This window comes from Streptomyces sp. NPDC127100, assembly GCF_042724095.1.
Lineage (GTDB): Bacteria > Actinomycetota > Actinomycetes > Streptomycetales > Streptomycetaceae > Streptomyces.
Map to the genome: position 1 here is coordinate 35442 of NZ_JBHXFL010000036.1, position 17243 is coordinate 52684.

The 17243-nt window shown below is 73.2% G+C and carries 16 protein-coding genes; 7 read left to right on the plus strand and 9 right to left on the minus strand.

Annotation, left to right across the window (positions count from 1 at the left end):
* Positions 1-220 precede the first annotated feature (220 nt).
* The gene (locus tag ACFWJB_RS26770; protein ID WP_386925335.1) at positions 221-2251 is read right to left on the minus strand and encodes a thioredoxin domain-containing protein; all 2031 of its coding nucleotides are present in this window, start codon (positions 2249-2251) and stop codon (positions 221-223) included.
* Between the two features lie 196 nt (positions 2252-2447).
* On the opposite strand from ACFWJB_RS26770, the gene ACFWJB_RS26775 reads away from it, so the two are divergent.
* Positions 2448-5657 (plus strand): AAA family ATPase, encoded by a 3210-nt coding sequence (locus ACFWJB_RS26775; RefSeq protein ID WP_386925337.1) that lies wholly within the window; start codon positions 2448-2450, stop codon positions 5655-5657.
* Between the two features lie 96 nt (positions 5658-5753).
* On the opposite strand, the gene ACFWJB_RS26780 is transcribed toward ACFWJB_RS26775, so the two are convergent.
* Positions 5754-6014, minus strand: coding sequence for a hypothetical protein (locus ACFWJB_RS26780; RefSeq protein WP_385469640.1), 261 nt, complete (start codon positions 6012-6014; stop codon positions 5754-5756).
* Positions 6007-6888, minus strand: a complete 882-nt coding sequence (gene mca / locus ACFWJB_RS26785) for a mycothiol conjugate amidase Mca (protein ID WP_385469642.1) — start codon at positions 6886-6888, stop codon at positions 6007-6009. The genes ACFWJB_RS26780 and mca overlap by 8 nt, the downstream gene beginning before the upstream one ends.
* Before the next feature lie 218 nt (positions 6889-7106).
* On the opposite strand from mca, the gene ACFWJB_RS26790 reads away from it, so the two are divergent.
* Together ACFWJB_RS26790 and greA are read left to right on the plus strand one after the other, a co-directional pair.
* Positions 7107-7505: a DUF4307 domain-containing protein gene (locus ACFWJB_RS26790; RefSeq protein ID WP_385469644.1), complete on the plus strand. Its 399-nt coding sequence runs from the start codon at positions 7107-7109 to the stop codon at positions 7503-7505.
* 169 nt (positions 7506-7674) lie between these two features.
* Positions 7675-8172 (plus strand): transcription elongation factor GreA, encoded by a 498-nt coding sequence (greA, locus tag ACFWJB_RS26795; RefSeq protein WP_161167970.1) that lies wholly within the window; start codon positions 7675-7677, stop codon positions 8170-8172.
* A gap of 93 nt (positions 8173-8265) precedes the next feature.
* On the opposite strand, the gene ACFWJB_RS26800 is transcribed toward greA, so the two are convergent.
* The 3 genes from ACFWJB_RS26800 to ilvA form a co-directional block, all read right to left on the minus strand.
* Entirely contained in the window at positions 8266-9063 is a 798-nt protein-coding gene (locus ACFWJB_RS26800; RefSeq protein WP_385469669.1) for an ABC transporter permease, read from the minus strand.
* Positions 9064-9068: 5 nt separating this feature from the next.
* Positions 9069-10097, minus strand: coding sequence for an ATP-binding cassette domain-containing protein (locus ACFWJB_RS26805; protein ID WP_386925340.1), 1029 nt, complete (start codon positions 10095-10097; stop codon positions 9069-9071).
* A gap of 223 nt (positions 10098-10320) precedes the next feature.
* Entirely contained in the window at positions 10321-11550 is a 1230-nt protein-coding gene (gene ilvA, locus ACFWJB_RS26810) for a threonine ammonia-lyase (protein WP_385469648.1), read from the minus strand.
* Positions 11551-11712: 162 nt separating this feature from the next.
* Between ilvA and ACFWJB_RS26815 the strand changes: the two genes are divergently transcribed.
* The 3 genes from ACFWJB_RS26815 (at position 11713) to ACFWJB_RS26825 (ending at position 13204) form a co-directional block, all read left to right on the plus strand.
* Complete coding sequence (locus ACFWJB_RS26815) at positions 11713-12219, plus strand: MarR family winged helix-turn-helix transcriptional regulator (RefSeq protein WP_385469671.1); 507 nt, start codon at positions 11713-11715, stop codon at positions 12217-12219.
* A gap of 192 nt (positions 12220-12411) precedes the next feature.
* Positions 12412-12912 carry a sigma factor-like helix-turn-helix DNA-binding protein gene (locus ACFWJB_RS26820; RefSeq protein WP_386925343.1) on the plus strand — a complete coding sequence of 167 codons (501 nt, stop codon included), beginning with the start codon at positions 12412-12414 and terminating at the stop codon, positions 12910-12912.
* Between the two features lie 34 nt (positions 12913-12946).
* On the plus strand, positions 12947-13204 hold the full coding sequence (locus ACFWJB_RS26825) for a hypothetical protein (RefSeq protein ID WP_385469652.1): 258 nt from the start codon (positions 12947-12949) through the stop codon (positions 13202-13204).
* Positions 13205-13214: 10 nt separating this feature from the next.
* Here the strand turns inward: ACFWJB_RS26825 and ACFWJB_RS26830 are convergent, their stop codons facing one another.
* Positions 13215-14369, minus strand: a complete 1155-nt coding sequence (locus tag ACFWJB_RS26830) for a cystathionine gamma-synthase (protein ID WP_385469654.1) — start codon at positions 14367-14369, stop codon at positions 13215-13217.
* A gap of 97 nt (positions 14370-14466) precedes the next feature.
* On the opposite strand from ACFWJB_RS26830, the gene ACFWJB_RS26835 reads away from it, so the two are divergent.
* Positions 14467-15585 carry a hypothetical protein gene (locus ACFWJB_RS26835; RefSeq protein WP_386925346.1) on the plus strand — a complete coding sequence of 373 codons (1119 nt, stop codon included), beginning with the start codon at positions 14467-14469 and terminating at the stop codon, positions 15583-15585.
* 52 nt (positions 15586-15637) lie between these two features.
* Here the strand turns inward: ACFWJB_RS26835 and msrA are convergent, their stop codons facing one another.
* Together msrA and ACFWJB_RS26845 are read right to left on the minus strand one after the other, a co-directional pair.
* On the minus strand, positions 15638-16150 hold the full coding sequence (gene msrA, locus ACFWJB_RS26840) for a peptide-methionine (S)-S-oxide reductase MsrA (RefSeq protein ID WP_385469658.1): 513 nt from the start codon (positions 16148-16150) through the stop codon (positions 15638-15640).
* A gap of 158 nt (positions 16151-16308) precedes the next feature.
* The gene (locus ACFWJB_RS26845) at positions 16309-17241 is read right to left on the minus strand and encodes a LysR family transcriptional regulator (protein WP_385469660.1); all 933 of its coding nucleotides are present in this window, start codon (positions 17239-17241) and stop codon (positions 16309-16311) included.
* Positions 17242-17243: the final 2 nt, after the last annotated feature.

Consider the following 17243-nt stretch of genomic DNA (forward strand, 5'->3'; position numbering starts at 1 on the left):
CAACCCCGCCCCAAACAAAAAAACACCCCCCCACATCCCGAAAACCCCCCGGCCCCCCCCCCCCCCCGGTCCGGGCGGCGTCGCGTCACGGTGAAGAGGCTAGGGGTCTTCTGTGAAACACATCGGGTGTTTCGGTGAAGAGCGTGTTTCCTCACAACAGGAACCGGTTGTGAACAATTCGTCCACCGGTCCCGTCACGGTTGGTTCCGTGTCTGTCGTTTCAGCTGTTCAGTGCGGTTCGCAGGCGTTCCGGGTCGGTCGTCGGCGCGTCGCAGGTGAAGTCGCGGCAGACGTACGCGGCCGGCGCGCCGCCCACCAGCGGGCGGCCGGCGAGCAGCGGGAACTCGTCGCTGCCCTCGGTGCCGACGGCGACCACCGCGCCCGGCGCCGTCCCGAGGAGCGCCGTGCGGTGCAGACCCTGGGTGGCGCCGTCGCCCGGGTCCGGCCCGACGACGGCGACCTCGCGCGGCCCGTCGAGCAGGGCCTCGGCGGCGGCGAGGCCCCAGCCGACGAAGCGCGGGACGCGCGGGCCGAGCGCCTTCACCACCCCGAGGGCGTGCTCGGCCGCGGTGCGGTGGGGTTCGGAGCCGGTGTGGGCGGCGTAGGACAGCAGGGCGGCCGCGGCGGCGGTCCAGCCGGACGGCGTGGCGTTGTCGGTGGGGTCCTGCGGGCGGCGGATCAGCCGCTCGGCGTCGGCGGCGGTGTCGTAGAGGGAGCCGGAGTCGTCGGTGAAGCGGGTGAGGACGTGGTCGAGCAGCAGCCCGGCGAAGTCCAGCCAGACGCCCTCGCCGGTGACGGAGGCCAGCGCGAGGAAGCCCTCCGCGACGTCGGCGTAGTCCTCCAGCACCCCGGCGTTGGCGCCCGCCCGGCCGTCCTTGCTGGTGCGGAAGAGACGGGCGTGCTCGTCGAGGTGCAGCCGCACCAGCAGGTCGGCGGCGGCCACGGCGGCCTCGACCAGGTCCGGGCGCTCGAAGTAGGCCCCGGTCTCGGCGAGCGCGGCGATCGCCAGGCCGTTCCAGGCGGCGACCACCTTGTCGTCGCGGCCGGGGGCGGGACGCTCGGCGCGGGCGGCCAGCAGCCGTTCCCGCACGGAGGCGATCCGCTCCGCGTCGAACACGCCCTCCTGCTGGGGAAGTTGCAGCACGGAGGCGCCGTGCTCGAAGGTGCCCTCCTCGGTGACGCCGAAGTACTGGGCGGCGAGCGCGGCGTCGTCGGGCCCGAGGACCTCGGCGAGCTGTGCGGGCGTCCACACGTAGTACGCGCCCTCGACGTGCCGGCCCATCCCGTCGTCGCTGTCCGCGTCCAGCGCGGAGGCGAACCCGCCCTCGGCCGTGCGCAGTTCGCGGACCATGAAGTCGGCGGTCTCCAGCGCGACCCGCCGGGCGAGCGCCGACCCCGTGGTCCGCCACAGGTGGGCGTAGGCCCGGCAGAGCAGGGCGTTGTCGTACAGCATCTTCTCGAAGTGCGGCACCACCCAGTCCCGGTCCACGGAGTACCGGGCGAAACCGCCGCCGAGCTGGTCGTAGATCCCGCCGCGTGCCATGCGCTCACAGGTGTCCTGCGCCATCTGCAGCGCGCCCTCGGCGCCGGTGCGGGCGTGGTGCCTCAGCAGGAACTCGATCACCATGGACGGCGGGAACTTCGGCGCCCCGCCGAATCCGCCGCGCTGCGCGTCGTACTCGCGGGTCAGCCCGAGCAGCGCCTGGCCGAGCTCGGCGTCGCCGGGCGCCTGCGCGTCGCCGTAGGAGATCTCCCGCCCGGCGAGGTCGCGCACGATCTTGCCGGCGACCTCGGTGACCTCGCCGCGCCGGTCCGTCCAGGCCTGCTGGACGCCCTGGAGCACCTGCCGGAAGGACGGCATGCCGTGGCGGGGCTCGGGCGGGTAGTACGTGCCGAAGTAGAAGGGCTCGGCGTCCGGGGTGAGGAAGACGGTCATGGGCCAGCCGCCGTGCCCGGTCGCCGCCTGCACCGCCTCCATGTAGACGGCGTCGACGTCGGGGCGCTCCTCGCGGTCGACCTTGACGCTGACGAAGTGCGAGTTGAGGAACTCGGCGGTGGGCCCGTCCTCGAACGACTCGTGCGCCATCACGTGGCACCAGTGGCAGCTGCTGTACCCGACGCTCAGCAGCACCGGCACGTCACGCCTCCGCGCCTCGGCGAAAGCCTCGTCCGACCAGGGCCACCAGTCGACGGGGTTGTCGGCGTGCTGAAGCAGGTAGGGGGACGTCTCGTGCGCCAGTCGGTTCGGCATGGTGTCCATCCTGCCCCAGTACCCGCGTCCCGCCGGGCAGCACACCGCCGCGCCCGGCCGGTCCCTCCCCGGCATCCCCGCACCGCGGCACATTTGACCGGCGGGCAACCGGGGAAGGACCCGGGGACGGGCCGGGAGGGTCCCGGCGATGCCTGGGGACACCAGCGGGACGCCATTGCCGCCGGAGGGGGACGGGATGCGGGACGGTCATCGGGTGGAGGCCGAGCGGCTGCTGACGCGGGCCGTGGAGGAGGAGGTGCGGCGCTCGGGCGGGCGCACCGACGGGAACGTGCTGCTGTCGCGGGCCCGCGGGGCCCTGGACGCGATGGCGGAGAAGGCCGCCGAGGAGTACGGGGCCTACACCCGCGCCCTGGACGAGGCGTCGGCCGGGCAGCTCACCTTCCGGCAGCGCTACGCCCGGGACGGCGGCGGCACTCCGCTGCTGGTGGCCGCCGTGGCGGCGGTCGCCGCGGTCGTCGCCGACGTGGCGCTCGGCACCGGCACGGGCACCGCGGTCGGCGCGGGCGTGACCGTGGGCGTCGTCGGCGCGGCGGCGACCGTGGTCAAGGTGGCCGGGTCCCATGTGCCGGCCGCCCATCACCGCGCCGGTGCGGTGAGCCAGCCGGGCGGGCCCGAGCAGCTCCGGCTCCAGTGGCTCACCGCGCTGGAGGTGCGCGGCATCCGTCCCTTCCTGGACCAGCAGCGGGTGATCTCCGCGTCCACCGGCCCGAAGAAGGCGGGGCCGAAGCTGCGGGGCGCCGACAAGAGCGCGGCGGCCCGGGGACGCAGTGTGCTGGAGCAGTCGTTCGCCCAGCTGCCGCAGCCCGAGGGCGCGTTCGCCGGGCGGCGGGAGGAGATGGCGCGGCTGCGGCAGTGGGTGCGGGCGGCCCGCGCCGGCACGGAGACGATGCCGACGGTCGTGGTGCTGCACGGGGCGCCCGGCAGCGGCCGTACGACGCTCGCGGTGCGGGCCGCGCACGAGCTGCGGGACCATTTCCGCGGGGCGTGCGTGGTCGACCTGCGCGGGGACAGCACCTCGCCGGGAGGTGAGTCGCCGCTGACAACCCGGGACGCCCTGCTGCATCTGCTGAACCGGCTCGGGGCGCCCCGCGAGCAACTGCTCTTCCGGGAACGGTCCTCGGCCGACCAGCAGGTCAAGCGGCTGAGCGAGCTGTACCACCAGCATCTGGCGGGCGTGCCGGTCACCGTCGTCCTGGACGACGCCTCGGACCCCGAGCAGGTGCGCGCGCTGGTGCCCGAGCGGTCGGACAGCCTGGTGCTGGTCACCGCGCGCGAGGCGTTGACGTTGCCGTCCGACCTGCCCGCGCGGGTGCTCGACCTGCCGGTGGAACCGCTGGACGCGGCCGGCGCGGAGGAGCTGCTCGGCGCCGTCGCCGAGGACGCGTCGGGGCCGTACGACGCCGAGTCCGCCGAGCGGATCCGGCAGCTGTGCGGCGGGCTGCCGCTGGCGCTGCGCGTCGCGGGCTCGTCGCTGGGCCCGCGCTCGCCGCGCCGACTGGCCGCCGACCTGGGCGCGTACGGCCCGGTCGAGCCGGTCGAGCGGGCCCTGTGGCTGCGCTACACCGACCAGCCGGAGCCGGCCCGGCGGCTGCTGCGGCGGCTGGCGCTGGCCGGGCGGACCTCGCTGGGTACCGCCGCTGCCGCCGCGCTGCTGGCCACCGACGAGACGGAGGCGGCGCGGCAGCTGGCGGCCCTGTCGGACGCGGGGCTGCTCGACCACGTCCGGGGCAGCCGCTACCGGCTGCACGACGTGGTGCGGGCCTTCGCCGGGGCCCGCCTGCGCGACGAGGAGGAGCCGGCGGAGATCGCGGCCGCTCAGGAACGGCTGATCGCCAACTACGCCGAGCTGGCCGACTCGGTGCTGCGCCTGGTGGACGGCAACATGTCGACCCGCTCGGACCGGTTCGGGCAGCACGGCTTCACGTCCCTGGACGAGGCGCTGCGCTGGCTGGACGACGAGTCGAGCTTCATCACGGCGGCCCTGCGGCACGCGGAGGGCGTCGACCAGGGCACGGTGCTGAACCTGCTGGGCGCGCTGTGCGACTACTGCCTGCTGCGCGGCGACCTGTACCGGCTGGGCGAGATCAGCGAGCTGGCGCAGTCCGTGGACCAGGGGCTGCTGGTGCGCTCGGTGCAGTGGCGCACCGGTATCGCGGCCCGGCAGCTCGGCGAGCTGGACAAGGCGCGGACCACGCTCACCTCGGTCGTCGACCTGTACCTGGAGGCCCACCACGACGCGGGGGCGGCGCGCGCCCTGTGCTCGCTCGGGATCACGCTGCACCACCAGGGCGGTCTGACCGAGGCGGCGGCGAAGCTGCGGGAGGCGCTCGACCTCCAGGCCTCACCGGAGCTGGCCACGGACCGGGCGTGGACCCTGCACGCGCTGGCGGCCGTGCAGCGGGACCGGGCGCGGCTGGCGGAGGCCATGGACCTGCTCACCGAGTCGCTGGCGCTGCACCGTGCGGGCGAGTCGGTGCACGGCCAGGCGTGGGCCCACTTCCAGCTCGGCCAGCTGCGGCTGCGGATGGGCGATCCGGTGCGGGCGGAGTCGGAGCTGCGGGCGGCCCTGGGGCTGTACGGCCGCACCCAGGACGCCCGCGGCGAGGCCTGGGCACTGACCCAGCTCGCGCGGACCCGGCTGATGGACGGCGACGCCTCGGAGGCGGCCGAGGAGCTGCGGCGGGCGGCGGCCCGCCACCGCGAGAACGAGGACGCGCGCGGCGAGGCCTGGAGCGTCTACTACCTGGGGCAGGCCCTCGAGGAGACGGGCGCCCTCGACCGGGCGGTCCGTGAGCTGGAGCGCTCCCGCACGATGTTCTCGCGGATGCGGGACGTGTACGGCCTGGCCTGCGCCCGGCACCATTCGGCGCGGGTGACCCGCGACCAGCGGGCCGCCCAGACCGGCTCGCTGCGCAACTCCGGCTTCGCCCGGCAGCTCCTGGTCGACGCGCGCGCCGACTTCCAGCGCATCGGGGTCGGCCACGGGGAGGCGTGGACGTGCCTGGAGCTGGCCGTCGTGGACGCCGGCAACGCCCGTACGCCGCAGGCGCTGGCCCTGTGCGACGAGGCGGCGGTGCTGTTCGCGGCGTACGGCGACCGGCGCGGGGAGGACTGGGCCCGCTTCCTGCGCTGCACGCTGCTGCCGTACGCCGCCCCCGGCGGGGTGGAGGTCGGTACGGCGGTGGCGCAGGAGGAGCTGGCGCAGCTGTCCCGCGCCCGGCATCCGGCACGCGACCCGAAGCTGGACGACTACGTGGAGGCGTACCAGCTGCTGCTGGAGCGGGGGGTGCGGCTGGAGGCGGGCTGGCAGGCCTGGCGCCTCGGCATGGTCCCGGACCGGCACGCACGCGAGGTGATGGGCGTGGCGGTGACCGCGGGCAACTGACCCGTGGGGCACCGGCCCCCGCAGGTCACCCGGGCGGGGCGGCAGGGCTGCCGCCCCGCCCGGCGCGCGGAGGCGCGGGGCCGGTCCGTTTCCGGGTCAGCCCTGCTGCGGCTCGGTCCGGCCGGAGGACGTGCCCGTCCCGCCGCCGGAGGCGCCGGCCTCCGGGTCCTGGGACTCCTTGAAGTCGACCCTGCCCATGTGCCGGTTCATGGACTTCATCAGACCCCACACCGCCAGGGCCATCACCGCGAAGACGATGAAGCCGAGGACGCCGGGGGTGACCTTGTCCTCGTCGATCTCGGCGAGAGTGACGAGGTGCGTCATTGCCAGGCTTGCGCTTGCGCTCATGTCAGGCATTGTCCCGGATGCCCGCGAAGAGGTCGTCCTCGGGGAGGGAAGTGTCCACGAGGGACTTCGCGAGCTCGTACTCCTCGGTGGGCCAGACCTCCTTCTGGATCTCCATCGGCACCCGGAACCAGCCGCCGTCCGGGTCGATCTGCGTGGCGTGGGCGATCAGCGCCCGGTCGCGGATCTCGAAGAAGTCGGCGCAGGGCACGTGCGTGGTGAGCGTGCGCTCCTTGCGCTCGAACTCCGACCAGCGCTTGAGCCAGTCCCCGTACGGCGATTCCAGGCCGCGCTCCAGCAGCGCGTTGTGCAGCGCCTCGGTGCGGGGGCGGTTGAAGCCCTGGTTGTAGTACACCTTCAGCGGCCGGTACGCCGTCCCGTACTCGCTCTCCGGGTACTTCTCGGTGTCGGCCGCGCCCTCGAAGGCCACCATCGTGATCTTGTGGGTCATGATGTGGTCGGGGTGCGGGTAGCCGCCGTTCTCGTCGTAGGTGGTGATCACCTGGGGACGGAAGGAGCGGATCTTCCGCACCAGCTCGCCGGCCGCCTTGTCGACGTCCTCCAGGGCGAAGCAGCCCTCCGGCAGCGGCGGCAGCGGGTCGCCCTCGGGCAGGCCGGAGTCGACGAAGCCGAGCCACTCCTGCTTGACGCCCAGGATCTCCCGCGCCCGGTCCATCTCCTTCCTGCGCACCTCGTGGATGTTCTCCTCGATGTACGGATCGCCCTGCAGCTTGGGGTTGAGGATGGAGCCGCGCTCTCCGCCCGTGCAGGTCACCACCAGCACGTCCACCCCTTCGGACACGTACTTCGCCATGGTGGCCGCGCCCTTGCTCGACTCGTCGTCGGGGTGGGCGTGGACGGCCATCAGTCGCAGCTGGTCAGTCAAGACTCGTTCCTCGGTCAGTCGGCGCCCGGTGTGCGGTGGCGCGATCCAATGGGTGCCGCCCCGTAGGGGCGTCGTCGTTCAGGGGCGGCGGTCGGGTGGCGGGTGGAAGGCTTCTATAGTGACCGAATCGGGGGGCGAATAATTCCGTGGCCCGGGAACAACGCGGTCCGGGGCCCCTTTCGGGACCACATTCTCCCGCTCCTGCCGAGAGGACGATCATGAGCACGGCGACCACGAGAGCGCCCGAGGGCCGTTACGGCCGCTCCTCGGACGAACGGTCCGACCGCACCCTCAGGATCGTCGGTGCCGTGCTCGGCGGCGTGCTGCTCGTGGTGATCGGCTGGTTCGGCTACCACTACGTCGGCCAGAACAAGATCAGCGCCGAGGTGATCAGCTTCGACATCACCGACAAGGCCGTGCAGGTGCACCTCGAGGTGCGCAAGGACGCCGGGGCCGCGGGCTACTGCACGCTGCGTTCGCAGGCGGAGAACGGCGACGAGGTCGGCCGGGCCGACTTCCGCTTCGACGGGGACGCCACGCGCATCGACAAGGTCGTCACGCTGCGTACGAAGGCCCGCGGTACGTCGGCCGAGCTCCTCGGCTGCCACGCGGAGTGACCCCGCTGGGATTCCCTCCGCGCTGACCTGCGCCGACGGGAATCTGGTGGCTTATGTCCTCCCCCTTTGCCCGCTGAATTGTTAGGCTCGTGGTTTCGCCCTTCCGTGGAGGAACATCCTTCTGGGTAGGGCGGTTCTTTGTATTTCCCAGTACCGACGAGGAGCACCTGTGACCCAGACCAGCGAGAACGTCACCTGGCTGACCCAGGAGGCGTACAACAAGCTCAAGGAGGAGCTTGCGTACCTTACTGGTCCCGCGCGCACCGAGATCTCTGCCAAGATCGCCGCGGCGCGCGAGGAGGGGGACCTGCGCGAGAACGGCGGGTACCACGCGGCCAAGGAGGAGCAGGGCAAGCAGGAGCTCCGCGTGCGCCAGCTGACCCAGCTCCTCGAGAGCGCCAAGGTGGGCGAGGCCCCCGCCGCGGACGGCGTGGTGGCCCCCGGCATGGTCGTCACGATCGCCTTCGACGGCGACGAGGACGACACGCTGACCTTCCTGCTCGCCTCGCGCGAGTACGCGAGCTCGGACATCGAGACCTATTCGCCGCAGTCCCCCCTGGGCTCCGGCGTCAACGGCCACAAGGTCGGCGAGGACGCGGAGTACGAACTGCCCAACGGCAAGTCGGCCTCCGTGAAGATCCTCAAGGCCGAGCCCTACAACGGCTGACCCCGGCGGCAGGCCGGTGCCTCCGGCCCGCCGTCCCCGTCCTGACGAGCCCCCGGCGTCCTCGTGACGCCGGGGGCCGCGTCGTCCCGGGGGTCAGCCGTCGGCCGAACGGTACTTGCGCACCGCCAGCGACCGGAAGACCGCGACGATCAGGACCGACCAGATGACCGAGGCCCAGACGGGATGCTGCATGGGCCAGGCGTCGGACTGCACGACGCCCGGATTGCCGAACAGCTCCCGGCAGGCCTGCACCGTGGCGCTGAAGGGGTTCCATTCGGCGATGTGCCGCAGCCAGGGGGTCATCTGACCGGAGTCCACGAAGGCGTTCGACACGAACGTCACGGGGAACAGCCAGATGATCCCTCCGGAGGTCGCCGCCTCCGGGGTCCGCACGGACAGGCCGATCAGCGCTCCGATCCAGGTGAAGGCGTATCCGAGGAGAAGCAGCAGGCCGAAGCCGGCCAGGATCTCCCCGGCGCTGGTCGGCGCCGCGGAGCCGGTGCGCCACCCCACGATCAGCGCGACGATCGCGAGGACGAGCAGCGTGATCGCCGTCTGCACCAGGTCGGCGACCGTGCGGCCGGTCAGCACCGCGCCCCGGGCCATCGGCAGGGAGCGGAAGCGGTCGACCAGCCCCTTCTGCATGTCGTCGGCGATGCCCGCGGCCGAGCCGGCGGTGGCGAAGGTGACGGTCTGCGCGAAGATGCCCGCCATCAGGAAGTCCTTGTAGACATCCGGGTCGGTGGTGTTCCCGATCTGCATCGAACCGCCGAAGACGTACGTGAAGAGGATCACGAACATCACCGGCTGAATGACCCCGAACAGGACCATCTCGGGGATCCGGGTCATCCGGATCAGGTTTCTGCGGGCAATGACCAGGGAGTCGGCCATCATGCTCACTTGGTGACCTCCTTCTCCTGCGGGTGACCGGTGTCCTCCGGCGGGCGACCGGCCCCCTCCGCCGGGTCGTCCGTCTCGTCGTCCGCCTCGGCCGCGTGGCCGGTGAGGGAGAGGAAGACGTCGTCGAGGGTGGGGCGGCGCAGGCCGATGTCGTCGATCTCGATGCCGCGGGAGTCGAGTTCGCGGATGACCTCGGCGAGCAGCTTGGCGCCGCCGGTCACGGGGACGGTGAGCTTGCGCATGTGCTCCTCGACCGTGGTGTCGCCCTTGCCGAAGCCGCGCAGCACCTCCGACGCGACCGGGATGTGCTCGCGCTCGTGCACGACCAGTTCGACGCGCTCGCCGCCGGTGCGGGCCTTGAGCTGGTCGGAGGTGCCCTTGGCGATGACCCGGCCGCGGTCGACCACCGCGATCTCGTGCGCGAGGTGGTCGGCCTCCTCCAGGTACTGGGTGGTCAGGAGCAGGGTGGTGCCGCCGGAGACGAGCTGCTTGATGACGTCCCAGAGCTGCTGGCGGTTGCGCGGGTCCAGGCCCGTCGTCGGCTCGTCCATGAACATCACGGGCGGCGAGACGACGAGGGCCGCCGCGAGGTCGAGGCGGCGGCGCATGCCTCCCGAGTAGGTCTTCGTGGGCCGGTCGGCGGCGTCCGCGAGGTGGAACTGCTCCAGCAGCTCGGTCGCCCGGCGCTTCGCCTCCCTGGACCGCATCTGGTAGAGCTGGCCGACCATCTGCAGGTTCTCCCGGCCGGTCAGGTATTCGTCGACCGCGGCGAACTGGCCGGAGAGGCCGATCGAGCGGCGTACCGCGTCGGGCTGCCTGAGCACGTCGAGGCCGGCGACCACGGCCTTGCCGCTGTCGGGCCGCAGCAGGGTGGTCAGGCAGCGGACGGTGGTGGTCTTGCCCGCGCCGTTCGGCCCGAGCAGGCCCAGGACCGTGCCCTCGGGGACCTCGAGGTCGACGCCGTCCAGAGCCCTTACGTCACCGAAGGTCTTCACCAGGCCTTCGGCATGGATGGCGCCTGGCATATGAGTCTCCACGTCGTCGGGGATTCTTCGGAAAGCCTAGGATCGTGCGATTTCCTCTGCTTGTTCTTCTGCTTCTTCCGCTCGTTCTCCGCCGGCGGTTTTCCGGTTCCTCGGCAGGCGTGGTCGAGCGGCACGGACACACACTAACGCGATGTATCGCGTCGCACCACGGGATTCCCCGAACGAGTGACCGGGGCCGGCCGGAACGCAGGCCGGAACCCGGTCAGCCGATGACCGGGTAACCCGCGTCCCGGAGCGCCCGGCCGACCTCGGCGCAGTGCTCGGGGCCCTTGGTCTCCAGGTGCAGCTCGACCTCCGCCTCCGTCAGCCCGAGCCGCGGGTCGGTCCGGACGTGGCTCACGTCCAGCACGTTGGCGTCCGCCGCCGACAGCACCCCGAGGAGCGTCGCGAGGGCACCCGGCCGGTCCGTCAGCCGCAGCCGGACCGCCAGGTAGCGGCCCTGCGCGGCCATGCCGTGCCGCAGCACGCCCTGCATCAGCACCGGGTCCACGTTGCCCCCGGACAGCACCGCCACCACCGGCCCCTCGAAGGCGCCGGGGTCGCTCATCAGGGCCGCCACCGGGCTCGCCCCGGCCGGCTCCACGACCAGCTTGGCCCGCTCCAGGCACAGCAGCAGCGCGGCCGACAGCTCGTCCTCGGAGACCGTGCGGACCTCGTCCACCAGGTCGCCGACGATCCCGAACGGCACGTCACCCGGCCGCCCCACCTTGATGCCGTCGGCCATCGTCACCGGGTTCTCGACGGCCACCGGCCGCCCCGCGGCCAGCGACGGCGGATACGCCGCCGCGCCCTCCGCCTGCACGCCCACGATCCGCACGTCCGGCCGGATCCCCTTCACCGCGACCGCCGTCCCCGCCACCAGCCCGCCCCCGCCGATGCCGACCACCACGGTCCGCACCTCCGGGCACTGCTCCAGGATCTCCAGCCCGACCGTCCCCTGACCCGCGATGACGTCGGGGTGGTCGAAGGGGTGGATGAACACCGCGCCGGTGCGCTCCGCGTACTCCTGGGCGGCGGCCAGCGTCTCGTCGACCACCTGCCCGTGCAGGCGCACCTCGGCGCCGTAGTCGCGAGTGGCGCTGATCTTCGGCAGCGGGGCGCCCCTGGGCATGAACACCGTCGACCGCACGCCGAGCAGCGCCGACGCCAGGGCGACGCCCTGCGCGTGGTTGCCCGCGCTGGCCGCGACGACTCCGGCGGCCCGCTCCTCGGGCAGCAGCCCGGCGATCCTGACGTAGGCGCCGCGCAGCTTGAACGACCCCGTCCGCTGGAGGTTCTCGCACTTGAGGTGCACCGGCGCCCCGACCAGCTGCGACAGGTACCGGCTGCCCTCCATCGCCGTCACCCGTGCCACGCCCGAGAGCATCTTCTGGGCTCCGCGCACGTCGTCGAGGGTGACGGAGCGGACAGCGGCGGCCGTGCGGTAGCTCATGCCCCCAGCATCGCAGTTCGCCGGCCGGGGCGACCGTTGTGACCAACCTCCGAGACCCGCTTTGCGCAGCGCCGGTACGTCTCGCCCCCCGGCCGCGTACCCTGTCCCCCAATTAGCAGCCCTCCACGAAGTGAGCCCCCGGCCATGCCCACAACACCTGAAATGTCGATGGACATGACGACCGCCGGTGACACCGGTCTTCTCGAGACGCTCCAGCACGAGGTGGCGCTCTTCGCCCGCCGCGCGGAACAGACCCGGCTCGGCGGGGTCGGACAGATCCGCAATTCGATGGACCGCGCCGCCTACCTGCTCCTCAACCGCCTCGACAAAGAGGGCCCGATGGGGGTCAAGGCCCTCGCCGCGAGCATGGGGATCGACTCCTCGACGGTCACCCGGCAGGTGGCCCCGCTCGTCGACAACGGACTCGTCAAGCGGACCTCGCATCCCGAGGACGGACGCGCGGTGGTGCTCCAGCTCTCCCCGCGCGGCGTCGCGCGGCTGGAGGAGGTGCGGACCTCGCGGCGTCAGCTGATGGCCGAGCTGACCCACGACTGGGCGCCGGGGGAGCGCGAGGCGTTCTGCACGCTCCTCACCCGTTTCAACACCGCCCTGTCCGCCCGTACGTCGCCGCAGGGCGCCGGGGGCCAGGAGTCGTCGCCGGCCTCCTGAGCCGCCCGTCCCGGCTCGCCGGGATCCCTGGGAGCTCCCCCGGGCTTCACCCGGCTTTCCCGGCCCGAGAGTGCCGCACTCTTGACCGCCGGGCCGGCCCTGGCCTGATATGAGACCGGGCCCTCGGCGTGCGCGGCGGGGTCCCCCTCCTCACGGAGGCCACGGGGTGTCGCCCATCGGTCGGGAGGCGCGGTGCGGGGACGGCATGCGGTGCGGGACGCCCGGCGGGCCCGGGAGTTCGAGGCGTTCGTCGGAGGCGCGGCGGGCCGGCTGCTGCACGTCGCCACCCTGCTCACGGCGGAGCCGCCGGACGGCAGTCCGCGCGCGCGGCGCCTGCTGACGCTGTCCCTGGCCCACACCTACGCCTGCTGGGACGGGCTGCGTGGCGAGGACCCCTACGACCACGCCCGCCGGCACCTGGCCACGCGGTTCGCCCGCGAGGCCTGGCACCGCCACGGCGGTGTCCTCGGCCCGGTCCGCCGGCGCCCCGCCGGCGCCCTCGGCGGGCTGACCCCGCAGGAGCGCCTGGTGCTGGTGCTCGGGCTGTCCGAGGGGATCGCCGCGGAACAGGTGGCGGCGCTGCTGGCCCTGCCGGTGGAACGGGTGCGGACGGTGCACGACCGGGCGATGGCCGCCCTGCTGCACCCGCGGCCGGAGCCCGCCCGCCGGGTGGCGAGGACGGCGGCGCCGTGAGCGGCACGGGCGCGCGGGGCACCGGGGGGCGGCGGTGAACCGGCTCGAACGGGAGGCCACCGCACGGCGGATCATGGAGCAGTCGCCGCCGCGGGTACCGCCGGAGCTGTACGCGGACGTCGTGCGCCGCGGGAGCCGGATGCTGCGGCGCAGGACCGCCGCCCGCCGGCTGATGTGGCTGGTGCTGTGCGCCGCGGCCGTGGCGTTCACGGTGTGGGCGCTGACCGCCCGGCCGTGGGTGGAGCCGCCGTCGCGGACGACTCCACCGGTGACCGGCTGGGAGGGCTGGTGAGCCCGGCGTTCTAGCCGAGCGCCTGCTGGAGGTCCTCCAGCAGGTCGTCGGCGTTCTCGATGCCGACCGAGAGGCGCACCAGGTCGGCGGGCACCTCGAGGGCCGAACCGGCCGCGGAGGCGTGCGTCATCCGGCCGGGGTGCTCGATCAGCGACTCGACGCCGCCCAGGGACTCGCCCAGCGTGAACACCTGCGCGCGGTTGCAGACCTCGACGGCCGCCTCCTCGCCGCCCTCGACGCGGAAGGAGACCATGCCGCCGAACGCCCTCATCTGCTTGGCGGCGACCTCGTGCCCGGGGTGGTCCGGCAGCCCCGGGTACAGCACGCTCGTCACCCGCGGGTGCCGGGTGAGCATCTCGGCGACCCGGCCGGCGTTCTCGCTGTGCCGGTCCATACGGACCGCGAGCGTCTTGGTGCCGCGCAGCACCAGCCAGGAGTCGAAGGGGCCGGCGACGGCGCCCATCGCGTTCTGGTGGAAGGCCAGCTCCTCGCCGAGCTCCTGGTCGTTGACGATCAGCGCGCCGCCGACGACGTCCGAGTGGCCGCCCATGTACTTGGTCAGGGAGTGCACGACGACGTCCGCGCCGAGCGCCAGCGGCTGCTGGAGGTACGGCGTGGCGAAGGTGTTGTCGACGACGAGCCGGGCCCCGGCCTCCCGGGCGACCTGCGCGACGGCCGCGACGTCGGTGATGCCGAGCAGCGGGTTGGACGGCGTCTCCACCCACACCGCCTTGGTCTTCGGCGTGAGGGCGGCCCGCACGGCGGCGGGGTCGCCGCTGTCGGCCACCGACCACTCCACGCCCCACCGGGTGGCGACCTTGGCGAAGAGCCGGAAGGTGCCGCCGTAGGCGTCGTTGGGGATGACGACGTGGTCGCCGGGGCGCAGCAGCGTACGCAACAGGCAGTCCTCGGCCGCCAGTCCGGACGCGAACGCGAGGCCGCGGCGGCCGCCCTCCAGGGCGGCGAGGTTCTCCTCCAGCGCCGTCCGGGTCGGGTTGGCGCTGCGGCTGTACTCGTAGCCGCCGCGCAGGCCGCCGACGCCGTCCTGCTTGTAGGTCGACACCTGGTAGATCGGCGGGACCACCGCTCCGGTGAGGGGATCGGCGGTGTTGCCCGCGTGAATCGCGAGCGTCTCGAAGTGCTGACTGATGTGCCTGTCGCTCATGGGCACCGAGAGTAGTGCCGCGGACGGCTCCGTGCGCTTCTCATCGGCACCCGGTGCAGGTTGGCCAAGTGCCGGGGGCGTCTGGTTCGCTGGTGGCATGGAGATTCTCTGGGTCCTGATCGCCCTGGTCATGCTGGGCTTCGTGCTGCTTCCCGTGCTGCGGCGCCGGCGGAGCGCGGTCGGGCTGGTCCCGCCCGGCCACCCGGACGCCGCGGACCCCGCGAACTACGGCTTCGCCCGCGAGGAGGAGCTGGACGTCCGCATGCCGGGTCCCGACCAGGACCTGCTGGACGTGCTGGACCTGGTCCAGCGCACCCAGGACTACCGCGCCGCGCAGCAGTTGCTCGCCGGCACGGAGGCCGACGGCGAGCGCCGCTGGCAGCGCGTGCAGGCCTTCGCGGGCGCCGCGTCGCTGGAGCTCCAGCAGCGGCCCGGCGGGGTCGACGCGGTGCCGGGCGGGCAGTGGCTGCGGGTGTGGCGGGCGGAGGCCCCCAAGGACGCGGGCGGTGCGGCCGTGCACGCCGAGTTCCTGGTGCAGCAGGCGTGGCGGACGGCGACGCCTGGCACGGACGAGTTCCGGATCATCATGGAGGAGGCGAAGGCGGCGTGCGGTGAGGCGGCGCTGCTGGCCCCCGGTGACCCGGTTCCGTACATCGTGGAGCTGTCGGTGGCGCGCGGTCTGGCCTGTCCGCGCGAGGAGTTCGAGCAGCTGTGGCTGAAGATCCTGGACCGTGCCCCGGCCCACATGGGGGCGCACCTGGCGGCCCTGCCCTACTGGTGCGAGAAATGGCACGGTTCGCGCGAGCTGGCGTACTCGTTCGCGGAGGCCGCGGCGGCCCGGGCGCCGCAGGGGTCGATGCTGGCCGCGATGCCGCTCTTCGCGGTCTTCGAGCACCTGCCCGAGGTCAATCTGGTCAGCGGCTTCTACCAGAGCGAGGTCGTCACCAGGGCGGTCCACGGCGCCCTGCACGCGGTCCACTCGGCGCGCCCGGACGACCCGACGCAGGCGCACGTCCGCCATCTGCTGGTGTTCTTCCTGGTGCGCGGCGAGCGCTGGGCGGAGGCCATGAACCAGCTGATGGTGATCGACGGCCACGTCGGCGCGCTGCCCTGGACCCTGTCGCCCGACCCGGCGGCGGAGTTCGCGGTCTACCGGGCCCTGGCGGTGGCGGGCTACGAGGCGAACGGCGGCAGCCCGGCGACGCTGCCCCACTGAGGGGTGCCCGTGAGGACGGCCCGGCCGGGTTTCCGGCCGGGCCGTAGCGTGCTCAGCCCTCCGTGCGGGCGGGGAGCCGCCAGCCGGGGCGCGGGAAGTGGCAGGTGTAGCCGTCGGGGTAACGCTGCAGGTAGTCCTGGTGCTCGGGCTCGGCCTCCCAGAAGGGGCCGACCGGCTCCACCTCGGTGACGACCTTGCCGGGCCACAGCCCGGAGGCGTCCACATCGGCGATCGTGTCCTCGGCGATCCGCTTCTGCTCGTCGTCGACGTAGTAGATCGCCGAGCGGTAGCTCATGCCGATGTCGTTGCCCTGGCGGTTCCTGGTGCTCGGGTCGTGGATCTGGAAGAAGAACTCCAGGAGCGCCCGGTAGTCGGTCTGCTCGGGGTCGTAGAGGATCTCGATGGCCTCCGCGTGAGTGCCGTGGTCGCGGTAGGTCGCGTTCGGCACGTCACCCCCGGTGTAGCCGACCCGGGTCGCCGTCACCCCCGGCAGGCGGCGGATCAGCTCCTCCATCCCCCAGAAGCATCCGCCCGCCAGCACGGCCCTCTGCGTCTGCGCAGCCATTGCGGCCCTCCAAAATCGTCAGTCCGGTAGGTCGGGCTGCTCGGCTCGCACACCACCGGCATTTCTTGCCCGCCTCCCTCAACGCGTGAGGGTTCCCGCCGATTCCATGCCCGGCCGGTGGCGCCCGGTCTCCCCCGCCGGACCCGCTCCCCGCCCGCTCACCGGGCCGTCGCCCAGGACGGGCGCCAGGACGGCCCGGTGACCGGGGGCAGCGTGGCGAGGTGGTCGACGACCGCCCGCAGGCCGGGGTGCGGATTCGTCGCGGGGAGCATGAGGGCGAGCGGGTAGACGAGCGCCGGGCCGGCGATCGGGATGCGCCGCAGGTCGTGCTGGGCCGGCCAGAGGTACCGGTCGCGCGCGCCGACGAGGGTGGCGACGTCGGCGGAGTCCGCGAGCGTGTCCAGGAGGACCTCGTTGCCGAAGTTCGGGCCCGCCGCGTCGATGCGGAGGCCGAAGGCCTCGGAGAGCTGGTCGTAGAAGTCCGACCACTCGCTCCGGGGCGCGATCCCGGGCACCCAGATCCGCAGTGAGCGCAGCTGGGACGGGGTGAGGGTGCGCGCGGAGGCGAGCGGGTGCCGGGGGCCGACGAGGAGTTCCAGCGGGGAGTCGAAGGCGTGGATCATCCGCACGTCGGGCGGCAGCGTGGCCGGGTCGGTGACGCTGCGGAAGGCGGCGTCGATCTCGCCCGCCCGGACGGCGGCGGCCGCCACCTGGGGGTCGTTGACCCTGAGGGTCACCACGTCGAGGTCGGTCCCGGGATGCGAACGCCAGTAGTCGTGCAGGACCACGGCCTGTGCGCTGCGCAGGCCGAGCACGTCGATCCGCAGGGCCCGCGAGCCCGGCCGGACCGCGGCGACGGCACGGTCGGCGCCCGCGACGATGCTCCGCGCGTGCGGGAGGAGCGCCTGACCGTCCAGCGTCGGTTCGACCCCGCGGGCGGTCCGGGTGAACAGGCGGGCGCCCAGCTCGCGCTCCAGCGCGGCGATCCGCTTGGAGACGGCCTGCTGGGTCACGCCCAGCTCGTCGGCCGCGTGCTGGAGCTGTCCGAGCTCGGCCGCCCGGACGAACGATCGCACTGCTTCGGTGTCCATGA